Genomic DNA, 24,837 nt, shown 5'->3' with positions numbered 1-24,837 from the left:
TTGTGTGGAAACGACTAATAAAGAGATAGTTTATTGTCAAAAAGTGCTTCACTTGCTTGAGGATTTGCAGAAAGTTCAACAAAGCATTGAATCTTTTGCTGAACACTCTGATAAGCAAAAAGTTCATACTCATCAAACTCTATCATTGATTTTAAAATTAGCAGTTCTTCTTATTATTTTAGGAGTAGGAATATTTTTAAAGTTGTCATTAGTTCTTTTGTTGGTGATTTCAGTTGTCTATTTATTCATTTTTTGTCTTTTGTTCAGATATGATTCCAAAAAATTTAAAGAAAAATTAGCTTTAGAGGGTGAAAGTTCTCTAAAAATGAAATCTTTAAATGCTGATTTGAACAAACTTAAAGAAGATGAAGAAAAAATTCAGACAGAATTAAATCATTTTCGACGAATTCCCACACAATTTAAAACAATAGAAGCTGTCAGTCATATGATTCGCTATATGAAACGTGGCGAAGCACAGACAGTAGAAGAAGCACTCTATTTTTGGGAAATGGATGAAGAAAATCGCTCAACTGGTAAATAGTTTTACTGACAGCTCTGTCAGTAACTATTAATTTTAAAATAAAATAACTGACAGTTTTGTCAGTTATTTTATTCTTAAAAAAGTATGAAAAGCAACATTTTTTTATGCTATAATGAGAAATGAAATTCTATTTGCTAAGGATAGAAAAAATAAGATAAAGGGTCAAAAAAACATGGAAAATCTGTTTGAAAAATTGATGGAACAAATCAAAATGCCACCAAATTTGCGTCGTTCTAGCCAATTTGAGCATGCTGATATTGAAAATGTTGAAGTGCACACGGCAAGTAAGCTCTGGCACTTTCAGTTAATTTTTGATGAGATTTTACCAATTGATACATATAAATTACTGACAGAACTGACGGAAACTGCTTTTTCGACAATTGCTCGTACAGAAATTTCTGTCAGCAGTCGAAATCAAAATATTGATGAGCAAAATCTGAATGATTATTATCAATATGCACTTACACTTCCAGAATTATGCGATTCTGCTTTTTCAAGTATTTTTAAGAAATATCATCTTGAAAAGGAAGAAGAAGAAAAAATTCACTTAATGGTGGAAGATAATCCGCAAATGGATTTTTTTGTGGAAAAATATTTTCCAATTCTAGAGGAAAAATTTAAGTCTTTCGGTTTTGGAGAATTAAGAATAACCCCTCTAGTTGACCAGGAGCTGACAGAAATGCAAGCAGCTGCTCACGCTGAAAAAGTTGCGGCTCGCTTGGCGGCTCAAACTGCAGAACAAGCCCAAATTTCTGAAATCAAAAAACAACGTTCAGAAGAACGGGAAAGCAAAAATACCAGAGAAGCAAAACCAGAATTTGTGGAAACAGCACTTTCTGACGGCATTTTCTTTGGCCGAAAAATCAGCGGACAAAGTCCAATTACCAGCATGTCTTTTATTGCTGGAGAAGGTTTTGGCGTTATTTTTGAGGGACTTGTTTTTGAAGCCGCACACCGTGAGTTTACGGGAAAAGAATCAGGCAAAGTCAACCATATTTTAGAATTAAAAATGGCTGATGAAACTTCAACTTTTATGATTTCAAAATGGGGTCGTAAGGATGAAGAAATTGCCCAATTTGACCAAATTGTCAGTACTGTCAAAGCTATGAATGAAAAAATTATAGCTGACCGTACTGATGGAGAAGATAATTTTACTGACAGCTTATCTGATGCTCTTTGGTTGCGTGTACAAGGAAATATTGAACACGACAAATACAAAGATGATTTGGTGATGACCGCTAATGCGGTTGTGGAAATTAAACCTAAACCAACCATTGACCGTGTTGCTCTTCAAATCAAAGCTGTAAAATCAGATAAAATTCAATTAGGTCGCGAAATCAAAAATAATGAACCCGTCACTCCGATGCGTTCTGTCAGTGAATTTTCGACTAACGGACCAGTTGTTTTTGAAGGATATGTCTTTAAAGGCGAACTCCGTGAAATTAAATCACGTAAAACAGGGAATATTAGTTACCTTCTTGAATTTGAAATGACTGATTACACTTCAAGTTTTTATGTTCAGAAATGGCTACGTGGCGAGGAAGAAATTCAGCTAGCCAAACAAATTAAAGCGGGACTATGGTGTCGAGTCCGCGGGAATGTTCAACGGGATAATTTCAAAAATGATTTAGTCCTACAATTGACTGATTTGATTGAAATTCCGACACAAAATGTTCGTGAAGACAAATCAGATGAAAAACGTGTTGAATTTCACGCGCATACTAATATGAGTCAAATGGACGCCATTCCTTCTGCTTCTAGTTTGGTTGCTCAGGCTGCTAAATGGGGACATAAAGCTATTGCAATTACTGACCATGGTGGTTTGCAATCTTTCCCTGAAGCTCACTCGGCTGGAAAGAAGAATGGCGTCAAGATTATCTATGGCGTCGAAGCCAATCTTGTTGAAGATAAAATTCCGATTGTTTACAATGAAACTGACGTTGACATGTATGAATCAACTTATGTTGTATTCGACGTGGAAACAACAGGACTTTCGGCAGTTCATAATGATTTGATTCAGATTGCGGCAACAAAAATGCACAAAGGAAATCCAATTGATGAATTTGATGAATTTATCAATCCAGGATATCGTTTGAGCGAATTTACAACAGAATTAACCGGAATTACAGATGACCATGTCAAAAATGCCAAACCATTATATGAAGTTCTAACAAAATTCCAAAAGTTTTGTGAAGGAACAATTCTTGTTGCTCACAATGCAACATTTGACGTGGGCTTCATGAATATGAACTATTCACGAAATGGTTTGCCGATTATCACGCAACCAGTGGTTGATACCCTTGAATTTGCCCGTAATCTCTACCCAGAAATGAAACGTTTTGGTTTGGGTCAATTGACTAAGAAATTCCAAATTGGACTTGAACATCACCATATGGCCAACTTTGATGCGGAAGCAACCGGACGTTTGCTCTTTGTATTTTTGGAAGAATTACGTACTAGAAATACAGGATGGACAAGTCTTTTAGAACTTAATGACAAATTGGTCAGTGAAGATTCTTATAAAAAAGTTCGTCCAAAACACGTGACTTTATATGCCAAGACACAAGAAGGTTTAAAAAATCTCTTTAAAATTGTTAGTTTTGGGAATGTTAAATATTATGCTGGTCTTCCTCGGGTTCCACGTTCTGTTTTAGAAGCCAACCGTGAAGGTTTGTTGGTCGGTTCGGCCTGCGAAATTGGTGAAGTTTTTGATGCAGCAATCAATAAAACATTTGAAGAAACGCTTGAAATCGCCAAGTTTTATGATTTTATCGAAGTATTTCCACCAGCTCTTTATCGTTCACTTGTTGTTGGTGGTTCTTTCAAATCAGAAAAAGAATTGGAACAAACGCTTAAAGATTTGATAAAAATTGGTAAGACTTTAGGCAAGCCAGTTCTGGCCACAGGTAATTTACATTATTTGAACCCAGAAGATGCTATTTATCGAGAAATTATTGTTCGCTCGCTTGGTCTTGGAGCTGAAATTAACTGGACTCAAGGACATGGGGAACATGCCAAACCTCTTCCATTACCCGAAGCTCATTTTAGAACAACTGATGAAATGCTTGAAGCCTTTAGTTTTCTTGATGAGAAGACCGCGCGTGAAATTGTCATTGACAATACGCAAAAGATGGCGGATGAATTTGATGTATTGACTCCAGTTCGGGATGATTTATATACACCTAAGATGGTTTTTGATGGAGGAGAAACCTCCGAAGAACGAATTGTTCGCTTAACTTATGAAAAAGCACATGAGTGGTATGGTAATCCATTGCCAGATATTATTGACGCACGACTTGAAAAAGAACTTCGATCGATTTTAGGAAATGGTTTCTCAGTTGTTTATATTATTTCACAAGAACTTGTAAAACGTTCTAATGACCGAGGCTATATCGTTGGTTCACGGGGTTCTGTTGGTTCATCACTTGTTGCGACAATGATTGGGATTACCGAAGTAAATCCTTTGGCTCCACATTATCGTTGCCCAGAATGTCAATATTTTGAATGCTATGATGATGGATCTTTCGGTTCTGGTTATGACATGCCAGATAAAAATTGCCCTAAATGTGATCATAAACTCATCAAAGATGGGCATGATATTCCTTTTGAAACTTTCTTAGGTTTCAAGGGAGACAAAGTTCCCGATATCGATTTGAACTTCTCTGGGGATGATCAACCCCTTGCTCACTTGGACGTTCGAGATATCTTTGGTGAAGATTATGCCTTTCGAGCAGGAACAATTGGTACGGTTGCTGAAAAAACAGCCTTTGGTTTTGTCAAAGGTTATGAACGTGATTATGATCAATTTTATGGAAATGCAGAAATTGACCGCTTAGCTGCTGGATCAACTGGTGTTAAACGAACAACAGGACAGCACCCTGGTGGGATTATCGTTATTCCAAATTATATGGATGTTTATGATTTTTCTCCTGTACAATTTCCGGCCGATGATGTTAATGCCGAATGGCAAACGACTCACTTTGATTTCCATGCGATTCATGACAATATCTTAAAACTTGACATCCTTGGACATGATGACCCCACGATGATTCGAAAATTACAAAGTCTCTCTGGTATTGTTCCTCAAGATATTCCAATGGATGACCCAGGAGTGATGAAGCTTTTCACTGGGACAGAATCTTTGGGCTTGACCGAAGAACAGTTAGGGGTAAAATTAGGAACTTTGGGAATCCCTGAAATGGGAACTTTCACCTCAATGAACATGATTGCCGAAGCCAAACCTAAAAACTTCGCAGATTTACTCCAAATTTCTGGACTTTCACACGGAACGGACGTTTGGTCAGGAAATGCTCAAGATTTAATTCGTTCAGGGATTGCCGACTTATCAAGCGTTATTGGCTGTCGGGATGATATCATGGTTTATCTTATTCATAAGGGGCTAGAAAACGGTCTTGCTTTTACAATTATGGAACGGGTGCGTAAGGGAATGTGGAATAAAATTCCCGCCGAAGAACGTGAAAAATATGTAGAAGCTATGCGAGAACATGATGTTCCTGAATGGTACATTGAGTCTTGTTCAAAGATTAAATACATGTTCCCTAAAGCCCATGCGGCAGCCTATATTATGATGGCTTTACGGGTAGCTTATTTCAAAGTTCATCATCCAATATTGTATTATTGTGCATGGTTCTCTATTAGAGCAACTGCCTTTGATATTGGGGTAATGGGAGCAGGTCTTGAAGCAGTCAAAGCCAAAATGAAAGAAATTAAAGATAAAGGTTTTGATGCAACAAATGTTGAAACTAACCTCTATACGACTTTAGAGCTTTGTAATGAAATGTTAGAGCGTGGTTTCACTTTTGGTAAAATTGACCTTTATCGCTCGGAGGCTACTGAGTTTGTTATTGATGGTGATACTTTAATTCCGCCATTTGTAACAATGGACGGATTGGGTGAAAACGTAGCAAAACAAATCGTTGCAGCGCGTGCTGAAGGTGAATTTTTAAGTAAAATGGAACTTCGTAAGCGTGGTGGTGTTTCACAAACGATTATTGAAAACATGACCAATATGGGTGTTCTTGAAGGAATGCCTGATGATAATCAATTAAGTCTATTTGATGATTTCTTTTGATTTTTCATAAAATACTCTTATCTTAAATGATAAGAGTATTTTTATTTTTAGAAATAACAAAATGTCGAAAAATTTTCGGCTTTTTTGTTACATTAACTGATTATTTGCGTATAGTCTAGTATGATACCAAAAATGGCAAAAGAATTAATTCAAAGAGCAATTGATAGAGGTGCATCAGATATTTATCTGATTGCTTCAAAAGAAAAGTATAAACTTTATTTTCGACAAATGACAGCACGTGATCTGGTAGAAGAAATTGGGTTAGAAGTTGGCTTAGCACTACTTACTCACTTTAAGTTTCTAGCTGGGATGAATACAGGAGAACGCAGACGAGTTCAATTGGGAGCTTGTTGGTATGAATTAGAGGAAAGTAATGCAAAACGTTTGCGTCTTTCAACAGTGGGGGATTTCGAGGGTAATGAATCTTTAGTAATACGTCTCTTGCATGATCAAAACAAAGAACTTGATTTTTGGTTTGATGAAGAGCTAGAGAATTATGATTGTAAAAGAGGATTGCATCTCTTTGCCGGTCCAGTAGGCTCGGGAAAAACATCTTTAATGTTTGATTTAGCTCGTCGTCATTTTACAGATTTACAAGTTATCACTATTGAAGAACCCGTTGAGTTGATTGATTCCGATTTTATTCAGTTACAAGTCAACGAAGTCATTGGTAATAGTTATGATGAATTAATTAAATTATCACTGAGGCATCGCCCAGATTTGTTAATCGTTGGTGAAATTCGTGATAAATTGACCGCTCAAGCAGTTTTACGGGCTAGTTTGACAGGTTATACAGTGTTTTCAACCGTTCATGCCTCTTCTGTTAGAGGTGTCATTCAGAGACTATCAGAGCTGGGTTTAAGTCATTGGGAAATAAAAAATGCTTTATCAAGTGTTGTTTATCAGCGTTTAATAGCTGGGAAAGGAGTATTAGACATTGCCAAAAACGAATTTGAGTCTTGGTCATCAGAAAATTGGAATAAAAAAATTGATCAGCTACTTACAAATGGATATCTCACACCTACTGAAGCCAAAAGGGAAAAAATTAAGACTGATTAAACAAGCCAAACTTATCCAACTGATGGGAAATCTTTTGAATAGTGGATTTAATTTAGGAGAAGTGATAAATTTCTTATCTTTATCAAAACTTGTGGAAAAAGAATTTACATTAAAAATGAAAGAAGGTCTCGCTTCTGGTCAAGTTTTATCAGAGATTTTAGAAAGTCTTTCATTTTCTAAAAATGTGGTGACACAACTTGCTTTGGTAGAAGTGCATGGTAACTTGTCAGGGACGATGCAATTGGTTGAACTTCATCTAAAAAAACAGCTTAAAGTTAAAAATAAATTAGTGGAAGTTGCTACTTATCCAATATTGTTATTAATTTTTCTGATTGGAATTATGTGGGGCTTAAAAAATTATTTACTACCACAACTCAATAGTGGCAGTAACTTTGCTACTCTATTGATTAATCATTTACCCTTAGTATTTTTTTCGTTTGGAGCTTTTATATTTTTACTGACAGCTTTGTCAGTAACTCTTTTTAAACGAAAATCAGCAATAATGAATTTTACATTTCTTGTTAAATTACCTCTGGTTCATTCTTTTATCCGTTTATATTTAACAGCTTACTTTGCAAGAGAATGGGGAAATCTAATTGCTCAAGGTGTTGAATTACGTCAAATTATTAACTTGATGAAAAAACAAAAAAGTCGAATTTTTTCAGAAGTTGGCAAGAATCTTGATTTAGAATTGAATGCTGGTTGGTCTTTTGAACAAGCTGTCAGTAAACTTGCGCTTTTTTTACCCGAGCTCTCGTTAATGATTGAATATGGAGCTATTAAAGATAAATTAGGCTTAGAGCTTTCGCTGTATGCGGATGAATGTTGGGAACAATTTTTTACAAAGATAGATCGTTTAATGCAATTAATCCAACCTCTTGTTTTTATTTTTGTAGCATTGATGATTATTTTGCTATATGCAGCCATGTTACTCCCCATCTATTCAAATATGGGTTCTGGAATATAGAAAGGATGAAAAAATGGAAAGAACTAAGAAGTTTATTTTAAAGAAAATACAAAAAATATTTTTATTCGTTAAAATTTGTGAAAAAAAATGCCGTCAGAAAGAGCTAAGAGCTTTTACTTTGATAGAGATGTTAATTGTACTAGCTATTATTAGTATTTTGATATTACTATTTGTTCCAAATTTAATTAAAGAAAAATCACAAGTTCAAAAAACTGGAGAAGCGGCAGTTGTGAAAGTAGTAGAAAGTCAAGCCCAACTTTATGAATTAGATCATGATGATGAGAAGCCGACTCTGTCAGAATTGCTCAGCGCTGGGATGATTACTCAAAAACAAATTTCTGCTTACGATAATTACTATGATCAGAATAAAAATGAAGAACGAAATTTTAATGACTAGAGCATTTACTTTACTAGAGTCTCTTCTAGTTTTGTTGATTATTTCTTTTATCACAACTCTTTTTTCTTTAGAAATAATACAAACAGTCCATCTTTTTAAGGGAGAATTGTTTGTTCTCCAGTTTGAAAATTTCTATAAAAGGAGTCAAGAAGATGCTGCGCTGCTTCAAAAATCTGAAAGTTTAGTTGCTAAAAATCAAGAATTAATCTGTGAAGATAGAAGTATCACAATTCCAAAGGAGGTAGCAGTTAAAGATTTTACAGTTAAATTTGATGATAAGGGAGAGAATTCTAGCTTACAAAAACTCACAATTTCTTTACCTTACGAAAAAAAGTTCATCACTTATCAATTGGAGATAGGCAGTGGAAAATTTAAAAAGAAAATCAGTTAAGGCATATTTGCTTTTGGAAAGTTTAATTAGTATAGCTCTACTCGCTTTTCTAGTCAGCTTTATCGTAAGTTCTCTTGTGCAAGTAAGACAAAAAGATACGGAAGAAAATCAAAAGATTGAAGCTTTAAACGTGGCACAAATGGCGATTGAAAGTCATTTAACAGAATTATCAATCAACGGTTCTGATATAAAGATAAAAGAAAACCAAAATTTACTGATTATTAGTAATCATGGAAAGGAAATTATGCAACTTGAACTTCAAAGTTAAAGCATTTACCTTGTTGGAGTGTTTGGTGGCACTTCTTGCAATTTCTGGTTCAGTCCTTGTCATCTCAGGTTTAACAAAGATGTTGAAAGAACAAGTGGCGATTAGTCAAAGTGATAGCATAAAAGATTGGCAAATTTTCTGTCAGCAAATGCGTTTTGAACTCTCAGGAACAAAATTAGATAGGGTAGAGCAGGATTTTCTGTATGTAACTAAAGACAAAAAACTAAGGTTTGGTTTTATGAGAGATGATTTCCGGAAGACTGATGACAAAGGTCAGGGTTATCAGCCAATGCTTTATGATATAAAAGCGGCTAAGATTCAAGCTACTAAAAATTTAATAACCATAAGAATTGATTTTAATCAAGGAGGTGAGAGAACATTTATTTATCAATTTCCGGAAGATACGTAAGAGGAGGAATACTTCTATATACGCTAGTCTTATTATTGATGTTTTCAATGTTTCTTCAGTTCTATTTGCAAAGGCAAATAGATGATGCTCGACAATTAAGAAGTGAAAAGGAGCAGTTAACAGCTGAATTAATGGTGTCAGTAGCTTTAAAGACTGATTTAAAATCTCAAGGTCAAATTCATTTTGATTCAGGAGATTTGTCCTACAATTTACTGACAGATTCGTCAGCCAGTTCAAAAATTACTGACCATTCAAGTGATGAAAAAACTTATCAATTTAGTATCCATCTAAAAGATGGCGCAAACTTTCAAATAAAAAATTAAAAAATAACGTTAACTGGTTGACATTATTTTTTCTTTGCTATATAATTAACCAGTAAACTAATTATGGAGGACGAAATACGATGAGTTTAGCAAATCAAATCGACCAGTTTCTTGGGACAATCATGCAATTTGCAGAAAATAAGCATGAAATATTACTTGGTAAGTGCGAAAGTGATGTGAAACTAACGAGCACACAAGAACATATTTTAATGCTTTTGGCAGAACAAATATCGACAAATGCTAAAATTGCCGAAAAACTAAAGATTTCTCCAGCAGCAGTAACTAAAGCTCTAAAGAAATTACAAGAGCAAGAACTAATTAAATCAAGTCGAGCCACAAATGACGAACGCGTGGTCCTTTGGAGCTTGACTGAAAAAGCGGTTCCGGTTGCTAAGGAGCATGCTACTCATCACGAGAAAACTCTGAGTACTTACCAGGAATTAGGGAACAAATTTACTGACGAAGAACAAGAAGTGATAAGTAAATTCTTATCAGCACTTACGGAGGAATTTCAATGAAAAAGATATTGATGTTACTTGCTATTCCAGCAGTTTTACTCTTGGCAGGTTGTCAAAAATCAGCCAGTAAGCCAGAAGTTGTCACGACTTTTGAGCCAATGTATGAGTTTACGAAGGCAATTGTTGGTGACAAAGTCGATGTCGAAAATATTGTCCCTGCTAATCAGGAAGTTCATGAATTTGAACCAAGTGCAAAGCAAGTTGCGACAATGACAAATGCTGAAGCTATTGTTTACAATTCTAATGACCTTGAAAAATGGGCCAAAAAAGTAAATAATAAAGGGATTAAAATCGAAGCCAGCAAGGATGTTGATAAGATATCTGGTGACCCTCATACTTGGATTAGTCCAAAGCAAGCAATTATTGAAGTTAATACCATTGCCTCTGAGCTTGGGAAAAAATTCCCAGATGATAAAGCAACTTTTGAAAAAAATGCAGCGAGTTATGTTGCTAAATTGAAAAAGCTAGACAGTGAATTTGATACTTTGAAAGACGCTAAACAAAAAACATTTATTACACAACATGAAGCTTTTGCTTATCTAAGTCGTGATTATGGTTTGAAAGAAATTGCGATTGCTGGATTGGATCCAGAAGTAGAACCTTCAGCATCAACGCTAGCTAATTTAAAAGTTGAAATGGAAAAAGCAGGACTAAAAAATGTTTATTTTGAAGGAAATGCTAACAGTAAAATTGCTGAGACTTTAGCAAAATCAGCAGGGGCGAACCTTATTGGTATCAATACTGTTGAAGGATTATCTGACGAGCAGAAAAAAAATGGTGACAATTATCTCACACTGATGCAAGATAATTTGACTGCTTTAAAGAAAACTATCAAGTGAGTTTAAGGAAAAATTAAGATGAAGGATTTATAATGAATTTCTTCCAAAAAATCTTTTCATAAAACTCCTTGAAACTCTCGTTCTCATGAACGGGAGTTTCGTGTTTTTGAAATAAAAATAGATTAGTAAGAAAAACACCGAAATAAGAATTACTATTAGAGATATAAAGAGAAAAAATGAGATATATCAATGTTGAAAACTTGACTTTCTATTATGATAGAGAGCCAGTTTTAGAAAATATCAGCTATCATGTTGATTCCGGTGAATTTGTCACATTAACAGGTGAGAATGGTGCTGCCAAATCAACTCTTATAAAAACAACTTTGGGAATTTTAAAACCTAAAAAAGGTAAAATAAAAATTTCTCCCAAAAATAACCGAGGAGAAAAATTAAGAATTGCTTATCTTCCTCAGCAAGTTGCAAGTTTTAATGCTGGTTTTCCAAGTTCGGTTCATGAATTTGTTATGAGCGGACGCTATCCGAGACAAGGTTGGTTTAAAAAAATGACAGCTCACGACTCAGAACACGTTAAGGCAGCCCTTGACTCAGTAGGAATGTGGGACTACAGAAATAAGCGTATTGGTGAACTCTCTGGAGGGCAAAAGCAAAGAATTGCTATTGCAAGAATGTTTGCTAGTGATCCTGACTTATTTATTCTTGATGAGCCAACAACAGGAATGGATGATGTATCAAGTAGTGACTTTTATGAATTGATGCACCATGCGGCTCATAAACATGGAAAATCTGTTTTAATGGTCACTCATGATCCAGAAGAAGTGAAAGATTATGCTGACCGAAATATCCATTTATTGAAAGATAAAAATGGGAAATTTGCTTGCTTTGATTTGCATACAGACCGCGATAGAGTAGCTCAAGAAAAGCAACAAGAATTAAAGGAGGAAACTGATGTTTGAATTATTTCAGTATGATTTTATGCGAAACGCTCTTTTAGCAGCAACCGCTATTTCAATATTTTCTCCCTTGCTTGGTGTATTTCTTGTACTACGTAGACAGAGTTTAATGTCAGATACATTATCACATGTTTCATTAGCCGGTGTCGCTTTTGGGGTTCTCTTAAGTTGGAATCCAACGATTACAACTTTAATTACAGTTGTAATTGCGGCTGTTTTTCTAGAGTATTTAAGAACAATTTATCATAACTATATGGAAATTGCGACGGCCATTTTGATGTCAGCAGGGCTTGCCATTGCCCTTTTGATTTTGAATTCCTCAAAAGGAGCAACAAGTGTTAGTTTGGAGCAATATTTATTTGGCTCAATTATCACAATTTCCTTATCGCAAGTGATTATGCTTTTTGTTTTAGCAGCAGTTGTTTTGCTTGGATTTATTCTCTTTTTACGTCCGCTTTACGTGATGACTTTTGATGAAGATACAGCTTTTGTTGATGGACTTCCTGTTCGATGGATTTCGATTGCATTTAATATTGTCACGGGGGTTGCTATTGCCCTGATGATTCCTGCAGCGGGGGCTTTACTTGTTTCGGCAATTATGGTTTTACCTGCTTCAATTGCGATGCGTCTAGGCAAATCTTTTAAAGCTGTGTTGTTTATCTCGGTTATTGTAAGTTTTATTGGTTTAAATGCTGGCTTGATTGCCTCTTACTATATGGATGCTCCAGCATCTGCCGCAATTACTTTAATTTTCATCGTCCTTTTCTTGGTAACTTCAAGTTTAAAACGATTGATTCGAGCCTAAGAAATAAATAAAAAGAAGTGGTAAAAAATCACTTCTTTTTATTTTGTTTTATTTAAAATGTCAAGGAAACTAGTACTAATTGCTGAAATTTCTAAAATTTTATTTTCAAACGGATGGGGAATAATAATTTTACCAGCATGAAGCATCATTCTCTCCTGTGATTTTTGACCATACAAAGCATCACCAATGATAGGATGATTTAATGAAGATAAATGGACACGTATTTGGTGAGTTCTTCCAGTATCTAAGGTACATTTAACAAGAGTTTTGTCAGTAAATTTTTTGATAATCTCAACATGAGTCACTGCTTTTTGACCCTTTGCGGAAAGGATTCGTTTATTTTTATCATGGCGATTCTGACCAATGGCTCGATCAATGGTAAATTGATTTTCTGGGAAATGACCTTTGACTAGTGCCAAGTATTCACGATGAATTTTATTTTCTTCAAACATTTTACCAAGAATAGGGAGAACAAATTGATTTTTTGCAAATAAAACAGCACCAGATGTTGCTTGGTCCAGGCGATGGACAACAAAAACTTCTTGGTTGATTGCCGCTGCAGCATGATTTTGTAAGGCTAATTCATCAGCCGTATTTCCGTGGGTCTTCATTCCTTCAGGTTTATTAACAACAATCAAATGTTCGTCTTCATAAAGGATGTCAGCTAAATTTGCTGAACCGAATTTTAGAGATAAATTAGAGAAATCCTCATTATCAAAAATAAGAGTGATTTTATCTCCAGAATGGACGAGCTGATTTTCGTTAATAATCTTGTTATTGACTAAGCAATGTTTTTTCATTCTTAGAAAGTGTCTTTGTTTACGGGGAATGAACCAAGTTTTTTCGAGTAAATCAGAGACAGGCTGTTCTATAAAATTTTCGGGTAAAATGAAGTTATATTCCATATTCACATTATACTATAAGTTTTTATTTGGCCCAAAAATATAAGAAACTGAAAGGGTGACAGCATCGGGATTATCAAGAGAATTACTTTTCAATTAACTCTAGGTTTGTTATAATCAAAGTATCTTCTTAAAAATACGTAATAAAGATAACTCAAAATGTAAAAAATAATAAATATTATGAGTGAATTATAGAAAGAGAAAGAAATGCTAACAAAAAAATTTAAAGAAACATTAAAATATGAAGGTTCAGTTTCCCTCACTTCATGGGGAGCAGAGGAAAGTCCTCATGTTACAGGAACATGGATTTCTTATTTACAGCTTACCAGTGATGAACGAATATTGGCACCAGCAGCAGGGATGCATTATTTAGAAGAGGATATTAAAGTGAATGATACAATTTATCTGATGCTTGGGGTTAGAGAAGTCGAAGGTAAAAATGGCTATCAAGGGATTGGCTTTAGGGTGAGTGCTAAAGCAAAACTTATTTCAAATGGTCCAGAATTTGAAATGATGAAAGAAAAGTATCCATTTTTGCGAGCAGTTCTTGAACTTACTCCGGTGGAAGTAGAACAACTATTATAAAGATAATATTTCATCTTAGAAGGTTTATTTATAAAATTAAATGAGGTTTGAATAATTATAAAATGATTTATTAATCATTTTTTTAATATAATAGTTATTAAGGGGTGAAAAATATGAAATTTTATGATATTGAATTTTTAAAATCGCAAGCTGGACTTAGTGATTATCTTCGATATATCTTTATTTTTGGGAGTCTTGTAGTTCTTGTTATTGTATTTGCTATATATATTAAGCATAGAATTAAAACGAAATATAGAGATCTTAGTATTATTTTATTATTATTTATTATTTTAGAGATTGGTATACAATATTCAAATTATCAAATTAATCAGTCTAAGCATACTCAATCTTCACAGATGGTTGGATTTATTGAAAGAGTCGCTAAAAACGAAAGAACGAATAAAAATAATATTTTTGTTAATTCCACGCAATTAGCTGATGGTGTGATTGTAAAGATAAAAGGTGATTATTATAAAGTTAACCTTAGTGCTGATCAACAGTCATACACCCTTACTAAAAGTTACTTGATTAATCCCGAAAAATAAAAAATTAGGAGTTAAAATGCAATTATACAGCCCAATAATACTAAAATTTGCTTTAGGTATTATTTGTTTAATTATTCAAATAAATTTAATGGGGAAAGGTAATCTTGCCCCCTCATCAGCAATGGATCAAGTTCAAAATTATGTTTTAGGGGGAATTATTGGTGGAGTCATCTATAATGATTCTATTACGGTTTTACAATTTGTCTTGGTTCTAATCATATGGACACTGTTAGTATTAATTTTAAAATTTGCAAAGGAGCACAATCGCTATGTAAAATTAATCGTTGATGGTAAACCATTGACTCTGATTCAAGATGGAAAAGTGAGAGTAAATGAATGTCTCAGAAATGGAATCTCAGCTAATGAATTAATGTTTAAATTACGTTCTAATGGTATCTATGAGATACATAATGTTAAAAGAGCTATTTTAGAACAAAATGGTCAATTGACATTGATTGAATTTGGTGGTGAAAATATTAAATATCCAATTATTGTTGATGGACAAGCTAATTTTGATGTTCTCGAATTAATTGATAAAGATGAAAATTGGCTTGAACAACAAATTAATCTGCAAGGATATAACCAAATTAAGGAAATATATTTAGGAGAATACCTATCAGGTGAACTTAAACTTTACGGATATACAAAATAATATTAGAAAGCGAATACTCTTGTTTTAATTTAGAGTTAGTTAGCTAAATTATAAATAGAAATTTGGTGTTAGAAGTGAAACAATTGAAAAATCTAGAGAAACCTTTATAATAAAACATAAATCCCTTTCGTTTTACAAACTTACATTGTAAGCCAAAGGGATTTTTGGTAAAATAATCAGAACTGAAAAAATGAAATCTAAATACCTTACAAAGATGTAAGGCAAAAAAAGCAGAAAAGTATTAAAATAAGGTATTGCTGTATTCATTTGAGTAAGTAAAGAAATAAAAAGCATCTGAGGAACGATATATGTCTGAAAATAATAATTTCAGTCGGCGTAATAAAAAGGAATCTAAAAAAAATAGTTTAAAAATTCCTAATTTACGCCCTAAAAAACAAAAAAAGCTTGAAGAAGAAATAGAAAAACCGGCTAAAACGAAGTTCGGTAAATTCATGAAACCAATTAAACGGTTCTGGAAACGTTATAATCTGACAAAAATCACAATTATTTTTGTCTTAGTAGCCATTGTTTCGACAGGTTCATATCTTTTTTACTTAGCTAAAACAGCTAATGTTAAAGTACTGCAAAGTTCTATTTCGGCACAAACAGTCATTTATGACAAAGATAATAATGAAGCTGGAAATCTTTATGGTCAAAAAGGAACACCGGTCAAGATTGACCAAATTTCCAAAAATATTACAAATGCTGTTGTGGCAACTGAAGATAGAACTTTCTATAAAAATCATGGTGTCAATTTGAAACGTTTTGCTCTAGCAGCCGTTACTCTTGGGCGTTTTGGTGGTGGTTCAACAATCACTCAGCAATTGGCCAAAAATGCTTATTTGACTCAAGAACAAACGATTGACCGTAAAGCCCGTGAGTTTTTCTTGGCACTTGAAATCAATAAACATTATAGTAAAGATGAGATTCTTGATATGTATCTGAATAATTCTTACTTTGGTAATGGTGTTTGGGGAATTCAGGATGCAGCTTTGAAATACTTTGGTGTTCCAGCAAGTGAAGTAACTGTTGATGAAGCAGCCAGTCTTGCGGGAATGTTAAAAGGGCCAGAAATTTATAATCCTCTTTACGAAAAAGGAAAATATGCGACTGACCGACGTAATACAGTTTTGCAAAATATGGTTAATGCTGGTTATTTGGAGCAGTCACAGGCAGATACTTTTATGAAAGTTGACTTACAAGCTCAATTGCAAGACAATTATCAATCTAAAAGTAGTCAATATAAATATCCAAGCTATTATAATGCTGTAATTTCTGAAGCGGAACGTAAGTATGGTCTGACATTACAAGAAATCATGAATAATGGTTACAAGATATATACGGGCATGGACCAAAATATGCAATCCGGCTTGCAAAAGACTTATTCTGACCCAAGTTTCTTCCCACAAGCATCTGATGGAACTTATGCCCAATCTGCTTCGGTTGCTATTGACCCTAAAACGGGAGCTGTCAATGCTCTTGTCGGAAATGTTAATACAGAAGGTTCAAATAGCTTTACTGATTATAACTATGCCACAATGTCTAAACGTTCTCCTGGTTCAGTTATCAAACCTCTTATTGTTTACGCTCCAGCAATTGAAGCGGGGTGGTCAATTGATAAAACGGTTGATGATTCACCAGCAGATTATAATGGCTGGAAACCAACCGATTTTGATAATCAATGGCGTGGACAAATCCCAATGTATACTGCTTTAGCAAATTCATATAATATTCCAGCTATTAATACATATCAAGCGATTGGACCAAAAGTCGGAAATGCTTTAGGGCGTGAGTTTGGTTTAGATTTAAGTAGTAAAAATGATGTTTTACCGACTGCACTCGGAGCTGGAGTTGAAACGAATCCATGGCAAATTGCTCAGGCTTATCAAGTTTTCGCAAATGGCGGAGTGATGAATGATGCGCATTTGATTACTAAAATTGAAAATGCTGCAGGACAAGTTGTAAAAACAGCAAAGGTAACCAAAAAACGGGTTATTAGTAAAGATACAGCTGACAAAATGACTCAAATGATGCTGGGGACTTATACTAATGGTTCTGCTTGGAAAGCTTCACCTAAGTCTTATACACTTGCTGGTAAGACAGGAACCAATGAAGACCAAGACCAATGGGTAGTAGGTTATACACCGGATGTGGTTATGGCTCTCTGGGTTGGTTATGCGGATGGGAAATATAAACTGACAGGTTCATCAGAAGGACAAACCTCAGTCATTTTCCGTCAGGAAGCTAGTTATATGTTGCCTTATACTAAAGGAACGGCATTTACAGTTGAAAATCCTTATGCGGAAGCAGGTGTTGCCGCACAAGAACCTTATTGGACTCAACAAAGACAATATCAAGATGATATTGTGGACCAAGAACAAGCAGAAGCTCACACGACTGGAAATACACCAGAAAGCTCTAGTTCTAGCTCTTCATCGTCTTCAGATTCTGGTGGTTTGGACCTTGGAAAAGTAGGTAAAGATATTGGAGATGCAGCTAAAAATGCTTGGGATAAAGTTAAAGGGATTTTTGGCAACTAAAACTGAAAAAAGAGGTAGAAATATGGTAGAATTAGAGGTAAAGCGTAGTAGTTTTAAGACAAGAAAATTTTAAAGAATAAAGATAGAAATCGAGAAGAAAAATGAAGCGTTACGTCACAGGTTTTAATGGATTACGGACGATTGGTGTTTTAACAGTTATTCTATATCACCTCTGGCCAAACCATGTTCAGGGTGGTTTTCTTGGTGTTGTTTTATTCTTTGTTCTCTCGGGCTATTTGGTGACGGATTCGCTCCTTCGCGAGTATGAAAAAAATAAGAAGATTAATATTTGGAAGTTTTGGGGAAGAAGATTAAAGCGTCTATATCCATTACTAGTTGCAATTTTTCTTCTTGTGACACCTTATATCATCATTTTTCAACCTAATTTGTGGGCGGGATTACGTTCTAATTTCCTTTCTGCTGTATTTTCGGTTCAAAACTGGTGGCAAATTTCGCAAGGAAGTTCATATTTTGCTGATATTGCGGGTGCTTCACCTTTCAAACATATTTATTATTTATCAATCGAGGGGCAATTCTTCATCCTTTGGCCTTTGCTGTTGATTGTTTTGCTAAAATTTGTTAAAAAAAGAGGTCGGATTTTTGTCATTGCTAATGTTTTGGCCTTGATTTCGGCAATTTGGATGGCAATTCTTTTCGTTCCCGGAGCAGACCCAACGCGGGTTTATTATGGAACGGATACGCGTTTCTTTAGCTTGATGATGGGGGCTAGTCTTGCTTTCATTTGGCCTTTGAATAAACTTTCACATAAGGTTAATAAACGAGCGGTTAAAATTGCTTGGCAGTTGACTATTGGATTATCTTTGCTTTTGCTGCTTGCTTATATCTTTATGCCTGCTCAAGGGACATTTACTTATTATGGCGGAATGTGGCTAGCAAGTTTGGCCAGTGTGATAATGGTTGCTTTGGTGGCACATCCAAGTCTTCCGACTAACAAGCTATTTTCAAACCCTGTTTTTGAATATATTGGCTCACGTTCTTACGGAATTTACTTGTGGCAACTTCCTGTTTTTGCTTTCGCTGAAGCTAAGGTACTTGCTCCTACCGCTTGGTATAATTTAATTTGGCAATTGGCGCTCATTCTTATTCTGACGGAACTTTCATATCGTTTGATTGAGCTACCAACGCAGCGCTTTGATTATAGTAATATTTTAGGAATCCTTCAAAATTTTGTTCGAGAAAAAGGTTGGAAACTTAAAAAGAATATTTTACCGATGCTCATTTCAGGGCTTGCTCTAATAAGCTTAGGTTTCATTATTTTTTCACCGCCTTCACCCCATGACCAACGAGTAATTGAAGAAAAAATAATGGCCCAACAGGTTGCACTACAAAAGAAACAACTGGCTGAGGCTAACAACAAAGTACCGATGTCCTTAAAGGCGGTAGCAGAAAAGTATAAGGTTCAACCTGTAGTTGCTGAAAAAGCTTCTCAAATGAATGTTCTAGCCCTTGGAGATTCGGTTATGGTTGCTGCTTCTACAAATCTTCAAGAAGTTTTTCCACATATGTATATTGATGCAGCAGTTGGAAGACAAGCAGAGTCACTGGCGACAGACTTAACGAATGCTAAATCAAAAATGCCTAATCCTGATGCTTACTTAATTGGTCTAGGAACAAATGGAACAATTAAAGAAGATGAAATTGATGCTGCGATGAAAGTGGCAGGTAATAAACCTGTTTATTGGATGAATGTCCACGCAGACCGTGTTTGGGCAAAACCTAATAATAATTTGCTGACGAAAATGGCAAAGAAATATAAAAATTTGAAAATTATTGATTGGAATAAAAAAGCATCTGGTCAAAGTTCATGGTTCTACAGTGATAATATTCATCCTAAAGGAACAGGGGCCGAAAAATACGCCGCTTTAGTAGCTAATAGTCTGACCAATGTGGAAAAATAGTTTGCGCTTCTAAATAATTTTTGATAGAATAAGAGATAATATGTTAAGAAAAGCTGGATTAGCGTGCACCATATGTGGTTCACGAAATTACACCCTCAATCTTTCGTCAGTTGCGAAAGAAAAACGAGTTGAAGTTAAAAAGTTTTGTCGTACTTGTGGCAAACACACATTACACAAAGAAACGCGTTAAATCGTATTTACTTTAATAGGGTTTAAACACGTCGAACTGACATTCTGTCAGTAAACTTTTATAAGAAATGGACTCTGTCAGTAAATTTGTGGCAGTGATAGGAAAAGATTATGTTTAAATTTATTGGTAGCATTATTGAAGAAATGAAATTAACCACTTGGCCAAGCAGAAAACAATCTGTTCGTGATTTTTTTATGGTCATTGAATATACAGCTTTCTTCTTGGTGTTCATCATAATTTTCGATTGGGTAACTCAACATGGAATTACATTTAGTGTTAACCATTTAATCCCATTTCTTAAATAATCTATAAATCTGTCAGTTTTGACAGATTTTTCTTTTCTAATTTTATTAAAAGTCCTTTTAATTCAAGATAAATATGATATAATAATATTATCTGATAAGGGCTTGGCCCTTTTTCTTGTACCCAAATTACTGACAGATTTCTGTCAGCTGGGATTTTAACTGATTAAGTAAAAAAAATAAATACAGAGGTATTTCAAATGGAAGATAATAATTTAGTAAGTTTTGACCAAGGTTGGTTCGTTATTCAAACCTATGCAGGGTATGAACGTAAAGTTAAAGAAGATTTGCTTGAGCGTGCTGAACTTTATAACATGGCTGACAAAATTTTGCGTGTCGAAATTCCAACTGAGACAATTCGTACAGAAGTTAATGGCAAAATGAAAGAAGTTGAAGAAAACTTATTCCCAGGCTATGTTTTGGTTGAAATGAATATGACTGATGAAGCCTGGTTTATTGTCCGTAATACACCAAATGTTACTGGATTCGTTGGTTCACACGGGAATAGGTCAAAACCTACACCACTTTTTGAACAAGAAATTCAAGATATTTTGGTTGGCATGGGCAAAGTTGTTCGTGAAATTGACTTTGATGTTTTTGTTGGAAAACGTGTTCGTATTGTTGATGGTGCCTTTTCAGGATTTGAAGCTCCAATCACAGAAATCAATGGCGACAAATTGACTCTGACTGTTGATATGTTTGGTCGTGCAACTCCAGTTGAATTGGACATGCACCAAATTGAAGATATTCAAGCCTAATTAAGTATTATAATAAAAAAAAGCCACGAGAATTCGTGGCTTTTTGCGAGTTTACAGAATATTTGTTATAATTATAAAAAATGTGATTGGGGAATAAATATCATGGTAACTTTTTATCAGTCAACACGTGATAAATCAAATAAAAAAACAGCGTCACAAGCTATTTTACAAGGTTTGGCAGAAGATGGTGGACTTTTTGTTCCCATTGACTTCCCGAAAGTTGATTTAGACTTTGAAAAATTAAAAAACGCTTCTTATCAAGAAATTGCTGAACTTGTTTTGAAAGCATTTTTTGATGATTTTTCTGCTGACGAAATTAAATCAATGGTGACAAAAGCATACGGAGAAAAATTCGATAGTCCGGAAATTGCACCGCTTAAAAGACTTGGGAATCACTATATTCTTGAACTTTTTCATGGTGAAACGATTGCTTTTAAAGACATGGCACTCTCTATCTTACCTCATTTAATGACCCAAGCGGCTAAGAAAAATGGTGTGACTAATGAAATTGTTATCTTGACTGCAACTTCTGGAGATACAGGGAAAGCCGCAATGGCCGGTTTTGCTGATGTGCCCCAAACAAAAATTATTGTTTTTTATCCCAAAGGTGGTGTCAGCCATATTCAAGAGCAACAAATGCTGACTCAAAAAGGGGAAAATGTTCATGTTGTTGGAATTGATGGAAACTTTGACCAAGCTCAAACAGCAGTAAAAGAAATGTTTAATAACAAAGTTTTACATGATCAACTTTTGAAAAATAATAAACAATTTTCGTCAGCAAATTCAATGAATATTGGACGTTTGATTCCCCAAGTTGCTTATTATATTTATGCTTACGCACAACTTGTCAAAACTGGTCAAATTACTGACGGAGAAGAAATTAATTTTTCAGTTCCAACAGGGAATTTTGGAAATATCTTAGCGGCTTATTATGCTAAAAAATTGGGCTTGCCCGTTCATCAGCTCATCTGTGCTTCAAATAAAAATAATGTACTGACAGACTTTTTCAAAACAGGACTTTATGATAAAAATCGTGAATTCTATGTAACAAGTTCACCTTCGATGGATATTTTGGTCTCTTCAAATCTTGAACGTTTAATTTTTGAATTAACTGACGAAAATGATAAAGTAACCTCAGATTTACTGACAGCCCTATCAGTAGAAGGGCATTATCAAATTTCTAAAGAAATGATTACTAAACTTCAGGGATTTGTGGCCGACTGGGCATCAGAAGATGAAATTTCAAAAGAAATTCAAGAAACTTTTGAAAATGAAAAATATGTTCTGGACCCTCATACAGCAGTAGCAAATTATGTCTATCATCAAATTCAACCCAAAGAAAAAACAGTTGTGGTCAGCACGGCAAGTCCTTATAAGTTTCCAAAAGTTGTTTTAGAAGGGCTTGAAAATGATAAAACAGAGCTGTCAGTAAATAGAGACGATTTTGCTGCTGTTAAATCACTTGAAAAATTGAGTGGGATTCCATTACCAAAAGCAGTCATCGGACTTGAAGAAGCAGAAGTTCTACATCATACCGTTATTCCAGCCGCTGAAATGCAAAAAGAAGTAGAAAAATATCTTGGCTTAAAATGAAAACAAATAGAGAAATATTAAAATTCGCATTTCCGGCGATTATTGAAAATTTCTTACAAATGCTTGTAGGGGTGAGTGACACAATGATTGTTGCTCACCTTAGTCTTTCTGCCGTAGCAGCTGTTTCTTTGGCTAATAATCTCATCACGGTCTATCAGGCGATTTTTATTGCTTTGGGAACAATTGTTTCAAGTTTATTTGCCAAAGTGCTTATTGCAAAGAAGGTAGAGGAAAACCCGAAAAGATTAATTAATTCTGCTACCAAACTGACTTTTTTAATTGGTCTTGCCTTGGGGATTGTTTCAGTTGTGGGAGCACGACCTATTCTCTATTTACTTGGTGCTCGTCAGCAGGTTTTAGAGCTTTCCATTATTTATCTTAGTTTAGTAGGTGGCTTGATTGTCCTTTTGGCTTTAATGACGACTTTTGGAGCCTTTCTACGGGCTGATGGAAATACAAAGACACCGATGTGGGCAAGTTTTTTTGCCAGTCTTCTAAATTTGATACTGTCAATTGTCTTTATTTTTGTTTTCCATTTAGGAGTGTTGGGGACAGCACTTGGAGCGGTTATTGCTAGATTTATTGGGACGCTTTTCCTCTATTATAAGTTAAAAGATAAGCGACCCGATCTTCAATTTTATAAAGAAAAATTGGACCATCAATTGATTAAATTAAGTTTACCAGCAACTGGAGAGCGTTTGTCAATGCGTTTGGGCGATTTGCTCATCATGATGATTATTGTCAGATTAGGCGAACGTGTATTTGCAGGAAATGCAATTGGTGAAAGCATTACACAATTTAATTATATGCCCGTTTTCGGAATGGCAACCGTAACAGTAATTTTGGTAGCACAAGCAGCAGCTGAAAATAGTATTGAAAATGTTAAAGCTTATATCAAAAAGACCTACTGGTTAGCGACGATTATGATGTTTGTGATTGGTTTGGCCCTTTTACTGACAGCCAATATTCTAAATCAATTTTTCACTACTGACAGAATTGCCATGAATGCAAGTACCACTGTTATTTTGTTTTCATTTTTAGCGACTTTTTTCGTCACAGGAGCAACAACTTATACAGCAGCTTTTCAGGGAATAGGAAACACAAAACTTCCTTTTTATGCCACAACGCTAGGGATGTTTGGCATTCGCTTGCTTTTAGGAGCATTTTTAGCCTTAGGATTAAAATTAGGGCTAGAGGGAGTTTGGTTAGCAGTTTTACTTGATAATCTCTTTAGATTTATTTTTCTCAAAATCAAGTTTAATCGAAGCCTCACAATCAAAATTTAAAATAAAAAAATACTGACAGCTTTTCTGTCAGTAATTTTTTTATTGTTTTTTCAATAAATCGCGAATTTCTTGGAGAGTTTCCAATTCTTCGTTTTTTTGTTCTTCGACAGTTTCTTCTTTTTTAGGGAAGAGTTTGTTGATGAATTTGATAAGAATGAAAATAACAAAGGCTGTAATGATGAAATTAATGACATCATTTAAGAAAGCACCGTAAGTGAATTTTGTTTTTCCAACAGTTACTGACAAATGAGCAAGAGCAGTACTTTGAACAAACATTCCGATTAACGGATTAATCAAGTTATCAACTAAAGATTTAACTAAAGCAGTAAAAGCTGCCCCGATGATAACCCCAACGGCTAAGTCCAATACGTTCCCACGTAAAATAAAGTTTTTAAATTCCTTTAACATAAATCCTCCTATATAATAGTTTATAAATCCTTCAAACAAATTATACCAAAAAGTTTAAAGATGACAAAGTAAGCTTTCTTGTCATTTCAAGTAAATTCCTTCATTCCCCAAAAAGATTTAGAAAGAATGAAAAAAAGTCTAAAAAGTCCTTGACAAGCCACATCTCCTTTGATAGAATAGACAAGTGCTGTTAAAAACAGTATGTAGCGACGAAACGAGAGGTTGCGACACACCCGAAGGTATTGCCATACCTAACGTGTCGGTTTTCCCGTGGAGCTAGCCTATTGAATACAATAGACGAGAGGAGAAAAAATGGCAACTAAAAAAATTCGCATTCGCTTAAAAGCATACGAACATCGTATCCTTGATGCAGCTGCAGAAAAAATCGTAGAAACTGCTAAACGTACAAACGCAGAAGTAAGTGGTCCAATTCCACTTCCAACTGACCGTAGCGTCTACACTGTTATCCGCGCGACTCACAAATACAAAGACTCACGCGAACAATTCGAAATGCGTACACACAAACGCTTGATCGACATCATCGAACCAACACAAAAAACTGTTGATTCACTTATGAAACTCGATTTGCCAAGTGGTGTAAACATCGAAATTAAACTCTAATTAAGAAAGGTAATTC

General features: G+C 34.8%; 26 protein-coding genes. 24 read left to right on the top strand and 2 right to left on the bottom strand.

Features of this window, described 5'->3' with window-relative positions; genetic code table 11:
• Positions 1–4: 4 nt before the first annotated feature.
• The 13 genes from IAE51_RS07640 to IAE51_RS07580 all read left to right on the top strand — a co-directional run bounded on the left by IAE51_RS07640 (position 5) and on the right by IAE51_RS07580 (position 12,520).
• A complete protein-coding gene (locus IAE51_RS07640) occupies positions 5–541 on the top strand; it encodes a hypothetical protein (RefSeq protein WP_023189020.1) in 537 nt (178 codons plus the stop codon).
• 172 nt (positions 542–713) lie between these two features.
• Entirely contained in the window at positions 714–5,633 is a 4,920-nt protein-coding gene (locus IAE51_RS07635) for a PolC-type DNA polymerase III (RefSeq protein WP_162551487.1), read from the top strand.
• Positions 5,634–5,753: 120 nt separating this feature from the next.
• Complete coding sequence (gene comGA / locus IAE51_RS07630) at positions 5,754–6,692, top strand: competence type IV pilus ATPase ComGA (protein WP_058206479.1); 939 nt, start codon at positions 5,754–5,756, stop codon at positions 6,690–6,692.
• Positions 6,586–7,659: a competence type IV pilus assembly protein ComGB gene (gene comGB / locus IAE51_RS07625; RefSeq protein WP_200095115.1), complete on the top strand. Its 1,074-nt coding sequence runs from the start codon at positions 6,586–6,588 to the stop codon at positions 7,657–7,659. Before comGA ends, comGB begins: the two co-directional genes overlap by 107 nt.
• A gap of 13 nt (positions 7,660–7,672) precedes the next feature.
• Positions 7,673–8,056 (top strand): competence type IV pilus major pilin ComGC, encoded by a 384-nt coding sequence (gene comGC, locus IAE51_RS07620; RefSeq protein ID WP_080735951.1) that lies wholly within the window; start codon positions 7,673–7,675, stop codon positions 8,054–8,056.
• Complete coding sequence (gene comGD, locus IAE51_RS07615) at positions 8,016–8,447, top strand: competence type IV pilus minor pilin ComGD (RefSeq protein ID WP_029344526.1); 432 nt, start codon at positions 8,016–8,018, stop codon at positions 8,445–8,447. Before comGC ends, comGD begins: the two co-directional genes overlap by 41 nt.
• Positions 8,419–8,715, top strand: a complete 297-nt coding sequence (gene comGE, locus IAE51_RS07610; RefSeq protein WP_033900709.1) for a competence type IV pilus minor pilin ComGE — start codon at positions 8,419–8,421, stop codon at positions 8,713–8,715. Before comGD ends, comGE begins: the two co-directional genes overlap by 29 nt.
• Entirely contained in the window at positions 8,678–9,124 is a 447-nt protein-coding gene (comGF, locus tag IAE51_RS07605) for a competence type IV pilus minor pilin ComGF (protein ID WP_058203710.1), read from the top strand. Before comGE ends, comGF begins: the two co-directional genes overlap by 38 nt.
• A gap of 38 nt (positions 9,125–9,162) precedes the next feature.
• The gene (gene comGG / locus IAE51_RS07600; protein WP_017865155.1) at positions 9,163–9,447 is read left to right on the top strand and encodes a competence type IV pilus minor pilin ComGG; all 285 of its coding nucleotides are present in this window, start codon (positions 9,163–9,165) and stop codon (positions 9,445–9,447) included.
• Positions 9,448–9,527: 80 nt separating this feature from the next.
• A complete protein-coding gene (locus IAE51_RS07595) occupies positions 9,528–9,965 on the top strand; it encodes a zinc-dependent MarR family transcriptional regulator (protein ID WP_010906313.1) in 438 nt (145 codons plus the stop codon).
• Positions 9,962–10,804: a metal ABC transporter substrate-binding protein gene (locus tag IAE51_RS07590; protein ID WP_017865154.1), complete on the top strand. Its 843-nt coding sequence runs from the start codon at positions 9,962–9,964 to the stop codon at positions 10,802–10,804. The genes IAE51_RS07595 and IAE51_RS07590 overlap by 4 nt, the downstream gene beginning before the upstream one ends.
• Before the next feature lie 176 nt (positions 10,805–10,980).
• Entirely contained in the window at positions 10,981–11,718 is a 738-nt protein-coding gene (locus IAE51_RS07585) for a metal ABC transporter ATP-binding protein (RefSeq protein ID WP_012898617.1), read from the top strand.
• Entirely contained in the window at positions 11,711–12,520 is an 810-nt protein-coding gene (locus IAE51_RS07580; RefSeq protein WP_014570791.1) for a metal ABC transporter permease, read from the top strand. Before IAE51_RS07585 ends, IAE51_RS07580 begins: the two co-directional genes overlap by 8 nt.
• Before the next feature lie 38 nt (positions 12,521–12,558).
• Here IAE51_RS07580 and IAE51_RS07575 read toward each other — a convergent pair whose 3' ends face one another.
• Positions 12,559–13,425, bottom strand: a complete 867-nt coding sequence (locus tag IAE51_RS07575; RefSeq protein WP_200095104.1) for an RluA family pseudouridine synthase — start codon at positions 13,423–13,425, stop codon at positions 12,559–12,561.
• Positions 13,426–13,629: 204 nt separating this feature from the next.
• Here IAE51_RS07575 and IAE51_RS07570 point away from each other — a divergent pair, with 204 nt between their 5' ends.
• The 10 genes from IAE51_RS07570 (at position 13,630) to IAE51_RS07525 (ending at position 23,792) form a co-directional block, all read left to right on the top strand.
• A complete protein-coding gene (locus IAE51_RS07570; RefSeq protein ID WP_033900715.1) occupies positions 13,630–14,007 on the top strand; it encodes a pyridoxamine 5'-phosphate oxidase family protein in 378 nt (125 codons plus the stop codon).
• A 113-nt stretch (positions 14,008–14,120) separates the two neighbouring features.
• Positions 14,121–14,552, top strand: a complete 432-nt coding sequence (locus IAE51_RS07565) for a DUF3290 domain-containing protein (RefSeq protein ID WP_010906308.1) — start codon at positions 14,121–14,123, stop codon at positions 14,550–14,552.
• A gap of 16 nt (positions 14,553–14,568) precedes the next feature.
• Entirely contained in the window at positions 14,569–15,204 is a 636-nt protein-coding gene (locus IAE51_RS07560; protein ID WP_012898614.1) for a DUF421 domain-containing protein, read from the top strand.
• Between the two features lie 308 nt (positions 15,205–15,512).
• The gene (locus IAE51_RS07555; protein WP_003129980.1) at positions 15,513–17,744 is read left to right on the top strand and encodes a PBP1A family penicillin-binding protein; all 2,232 of its coding nucleotides are present in this window, start codon (positions 15,513–15,515) and stop codon (positions 17,742–17,744) included.
• Positions 17,745–17,845: 101 nt separating this feature from the next.
• Positions 17,846–19,663 carry an acyltransferase family protein gene (locus tag IAE51_RS07550; RefSeq protein ID WP_039116455.1) on the top strand — a complete coding sequence of 606 codons (1,818 nt, stop codon included), beginning with the start codon at positions 17,846–17,848 and terminating at the stop codon, positions 19,661–19,663.
• Between the two features lie 40 nt (positions 19,664–19,703).
• Positions 19,704–19,853 carry a 50S ribosomal protein L33 gene (gene rpmG / locus IAE51_RS07545; protein ID WP_010906305.1) on the top strand — a complete coding sequence of 50 codons (150 nt, stop codon included), beginning with the start codon at positions 19,704–19,706 and terminating at the stop codon, positions 19,851–19,853.
• Between the two features lie 110 nt (positions 19,854–19,963).
• Positions 19,964–20,158 carry a preprotein translocase subunit SecE gene (gene secE, locus IAE51_RS07540; protein ID WP_003129978.1) on the top strand — a complete coding sequence of 65 codons (195 nt, stop codon included), beginning with the start codon at positions 19,964–19,966 and terminating at the stop codon, positions 20,156–20,158.
• 197 nt (positions 20,159–20,355) lie between these two features.
• The gene (gene nusG, locus IAE51_RS07535; RefSeq protein ID WP_003129977.1) at positions 20,356–20,913 is read left to right on the top strand and encodes a transcription termination/antitermination protein NusG; all 558 of its coding nucleotides are present in this window, start codon (positions 20,356–20,358) and stop codon (positions 20,911–20,913) included.
• 102 nt (positions 20,914–21,015) lie between these two features.
• Positions 21,016–22,506, top strand: a complete 1,491-nt coding sequence (gene thrC, locus IAE51_RS07530; RefSeq protein ID WP_058206485.1) for a threonine synthase — start codon at positions 21,016–21,018, stop codon at positions 22,504–22,506.
• Positions 22,503–23,792, top strand: coding sequence for an MATE family efflux transporter (locus tag IAE51_RS07525; RefSeq protein ID WP_033900722.1), 1,290 nt, complete (start codon positions 22,503–22,505; stop codon positions 23,790–23,792). Before thrC ends, IAE51_RS07525 begins: the two co-directional genes overlap by 4 nt.
• Positions 23,793–23,831: 39 nt before the next feature.
• Here IAE51_RS07525 and mscL read toward each other — a convergent pair whose 3' ends face one another.
• Positions 23,832–24,200 carry a large-conductance mechanosensitive channel protein MscL gene (gene mscL, locus IAE51_RS07520; RefSeq protein WP_010906303.1) on the bottom strand — a complete coding sequence of 123 codons (369 nt, stop codon included), beginning with the start codon at positions 24,198–24,200 and terminating at the stop codon, positions 23,832–23,834.
• A 312-nt stretch (positions 24,201–24,512) separates the two neighbouring features.
• On the opposite strand from mscL, the gene rpsJ reads away from it, so the two are divergent.
• Positions 24,513–24,821 (top strand): 30S ribosomal protein S10, encoded by a 309-nt coding sequence (gene rpsJ / locus IAE51_RS07515; RefSeq protein WP_003129973.1) that lies wholly within the window; start codon positions 24,513–24,515, stop codon positions 24,819–24,821.
• The last annotated feature ends 16 nt before the right edge of the window (positions 24,822–24,837 follow it).

The organism is Lactococcus sp. S64 (genome assembly GCF_016516525.1).
Lineage (GTDB): Bacteria > Bacillota > Bacilli > Lactobacillales > Streptococcaceae > Lactococcus > Lactococcus lactis.
Note: the sequence above shows the minus strand (reverse complement) of the source record. Positions and strands in the feature narration are given on the sequence as shown.

What these genes read in the sequence shown, in the direction of transcription:
- IAE51_RS07635 (WP_162551487.1), top strand. Translation starts at nt 714, where the DNA reads ATGGAAAATCTGTTTGAAAAATTGATGGAACAAATCAAAATGCCACCA.
- comGA (WP_058206479.1), top strand. Translation starts at nt 5,754, where the DNA reads ATGATACCAAAAATGGCAAAAGAATTAATTCAAAGAGCAATTGATAGA.
- comGC (WP_080735951.1), top strand. Translation starts at nt 7,673, where the DNA reads ATGGAAAGAACTAAGAAGTTTATTTTAAAGAAAATACAAAAAATATTT.
- comGD (WP_029344526.1), top strand. Translation starts at nt 8,016, where the DNA reads ATGATCAGAATAAAAATGAAGAACGAAATTTTAATGACTAGAGCATTT.
- comGF (WP_058203710.1), top strand. Translation starts at nt 8,678, where the DNA reads ATGGAAAGGAAATTATGCAACTTGAACTTCAAAGTTAAAGCATTTACC.
- comGG (WP_017865155.1), top strand. Translation starts at nt 9,163, where the DNA reads ATGTTTTCAATGTTTCTTCAGTTCTATTTGCAAAGGCAAATAGATGAT.
- IAE51_RS07595 (WP_010906313.1), top strand. Translation starts at nt 9,528, where the DNA reads ATGAGTTTAGCAAATCAAATCGACCAGTTTCTTGGGACAATCATGCAA.
- IAE51_RS07590 (WP_017865154.1), top strand. Translation starts at nt 9,962, where the DNA reads ATGAAAAAGATATTGATGTTACTTGCTATTCCAGCAGTTTTACTCTTG.
- IAE51_RS07585 (WP_012898617.1), top strand. Translation starts at nt 10,981, where the DNA reads ATGAGATATATCAATGTTGAAAACTTGACTTTCTATTATGATAGAGAG.
- IAE51_RS07580 (WP_014570791.1), top strand. Translation starts at nt 11,711, where the DNA reads ATGTTTGAATTATTTCAGTATGATTTTATGCGAAACGCTCTTTTAGCA.
- IAE51_RS07575 (WP_200095104.1), bottom strand. Translation starts at nt 13,425, where the DNA reads ATGGAATATAACTTCATTTTACCCGAAAATTTTATAGAACAGCCTGTC.
- IAE51_RS07570 (WP_033900715.1), top strand. Translation starts at nt 13,630, where the DNA reads ATGCTAACAAAAAAATTTAAAGAAACATTAAAATATGAAGGTTCAGTT.
- IAE51_RS07565 (WP_010906308.1), top strand. Translation starts at nt 14,121, where the DNA reads ATGAAATTTTATGATATTGAATTTTTAAAATCGCAAGCTGGACTTAGT.
- IAE51_RS07560 (WP_012898614.1), top strand. Translation starts at nt 14,569, where the DNA reads ATGCAATTATACAGCCCAATAATACTAAAATTTGCTTTAGGTATTATT.
- IAE51_RS07555 (WP_003129980.1), top strand. Translation starts at nt 15,513, where the DNA reads ATGTCTGAAAATAATAATTTCAGTCGGCGTAATAAAAAGGAATCTAAA.
- IAE51_RS07550 (WP_039116455.1), top strand. Translation starts at nt 17,846, where the DNA reads ATGAAGCGTTACGTCACAGGTTTTAATGGATTACGGACGATTGGTGTT.
- rpmG (WP_010906305.1), top strand. Translation starts at nt 19,704, where the DNA reads ATGTTAAGAAAAGCTGGATTAGCGTGCACCATATGTGGTTCACGAAAT.
- secE (WP_003129978.1), top strand. Translation starts at nt 19,964, where the DNA reads ATGTTTAAATTTATTGGTAGCATTATTGAAGAAATGAAATTAACCACT.
- nusG (WP_003129977.1), top strand. Translation starts at nt 20,356, where the DNA reads ATGGAAGATAATAATTTAGTAAGTTTTGACCAAGGTTGGTTCGTTATT.
- thrC (WP_058206485.1), top strand. Translation starts at nt 21,016, where the DNA reads ATGGTAACTTTTTATCAGTCAACACGTGATAAATCAAATAAAAAAACA.
- IAE51_RS07525 (WP_033900722.1), top strand. Translation starts at nt 22,503, where the DNA reads ATGAAAACAAATAGAGAAATATTAAAATTCGCATTTCCGGCGATTATT.
- mscL (WP_010906303.1), bottom strand. Translation starts at nt 24,200, where the DNA reads ATGTTAAAGGAATTTAAAAACTTTATTTTACGTGGGAACGTATTGGAC.
- rpsJ (WP_003129973.1), top strand. Translation starts at nt 24,513, where the DNA reads ATGGCAACTAAAAAAATTCGCATTCGCTTAAAAGCATACGAACATCGT.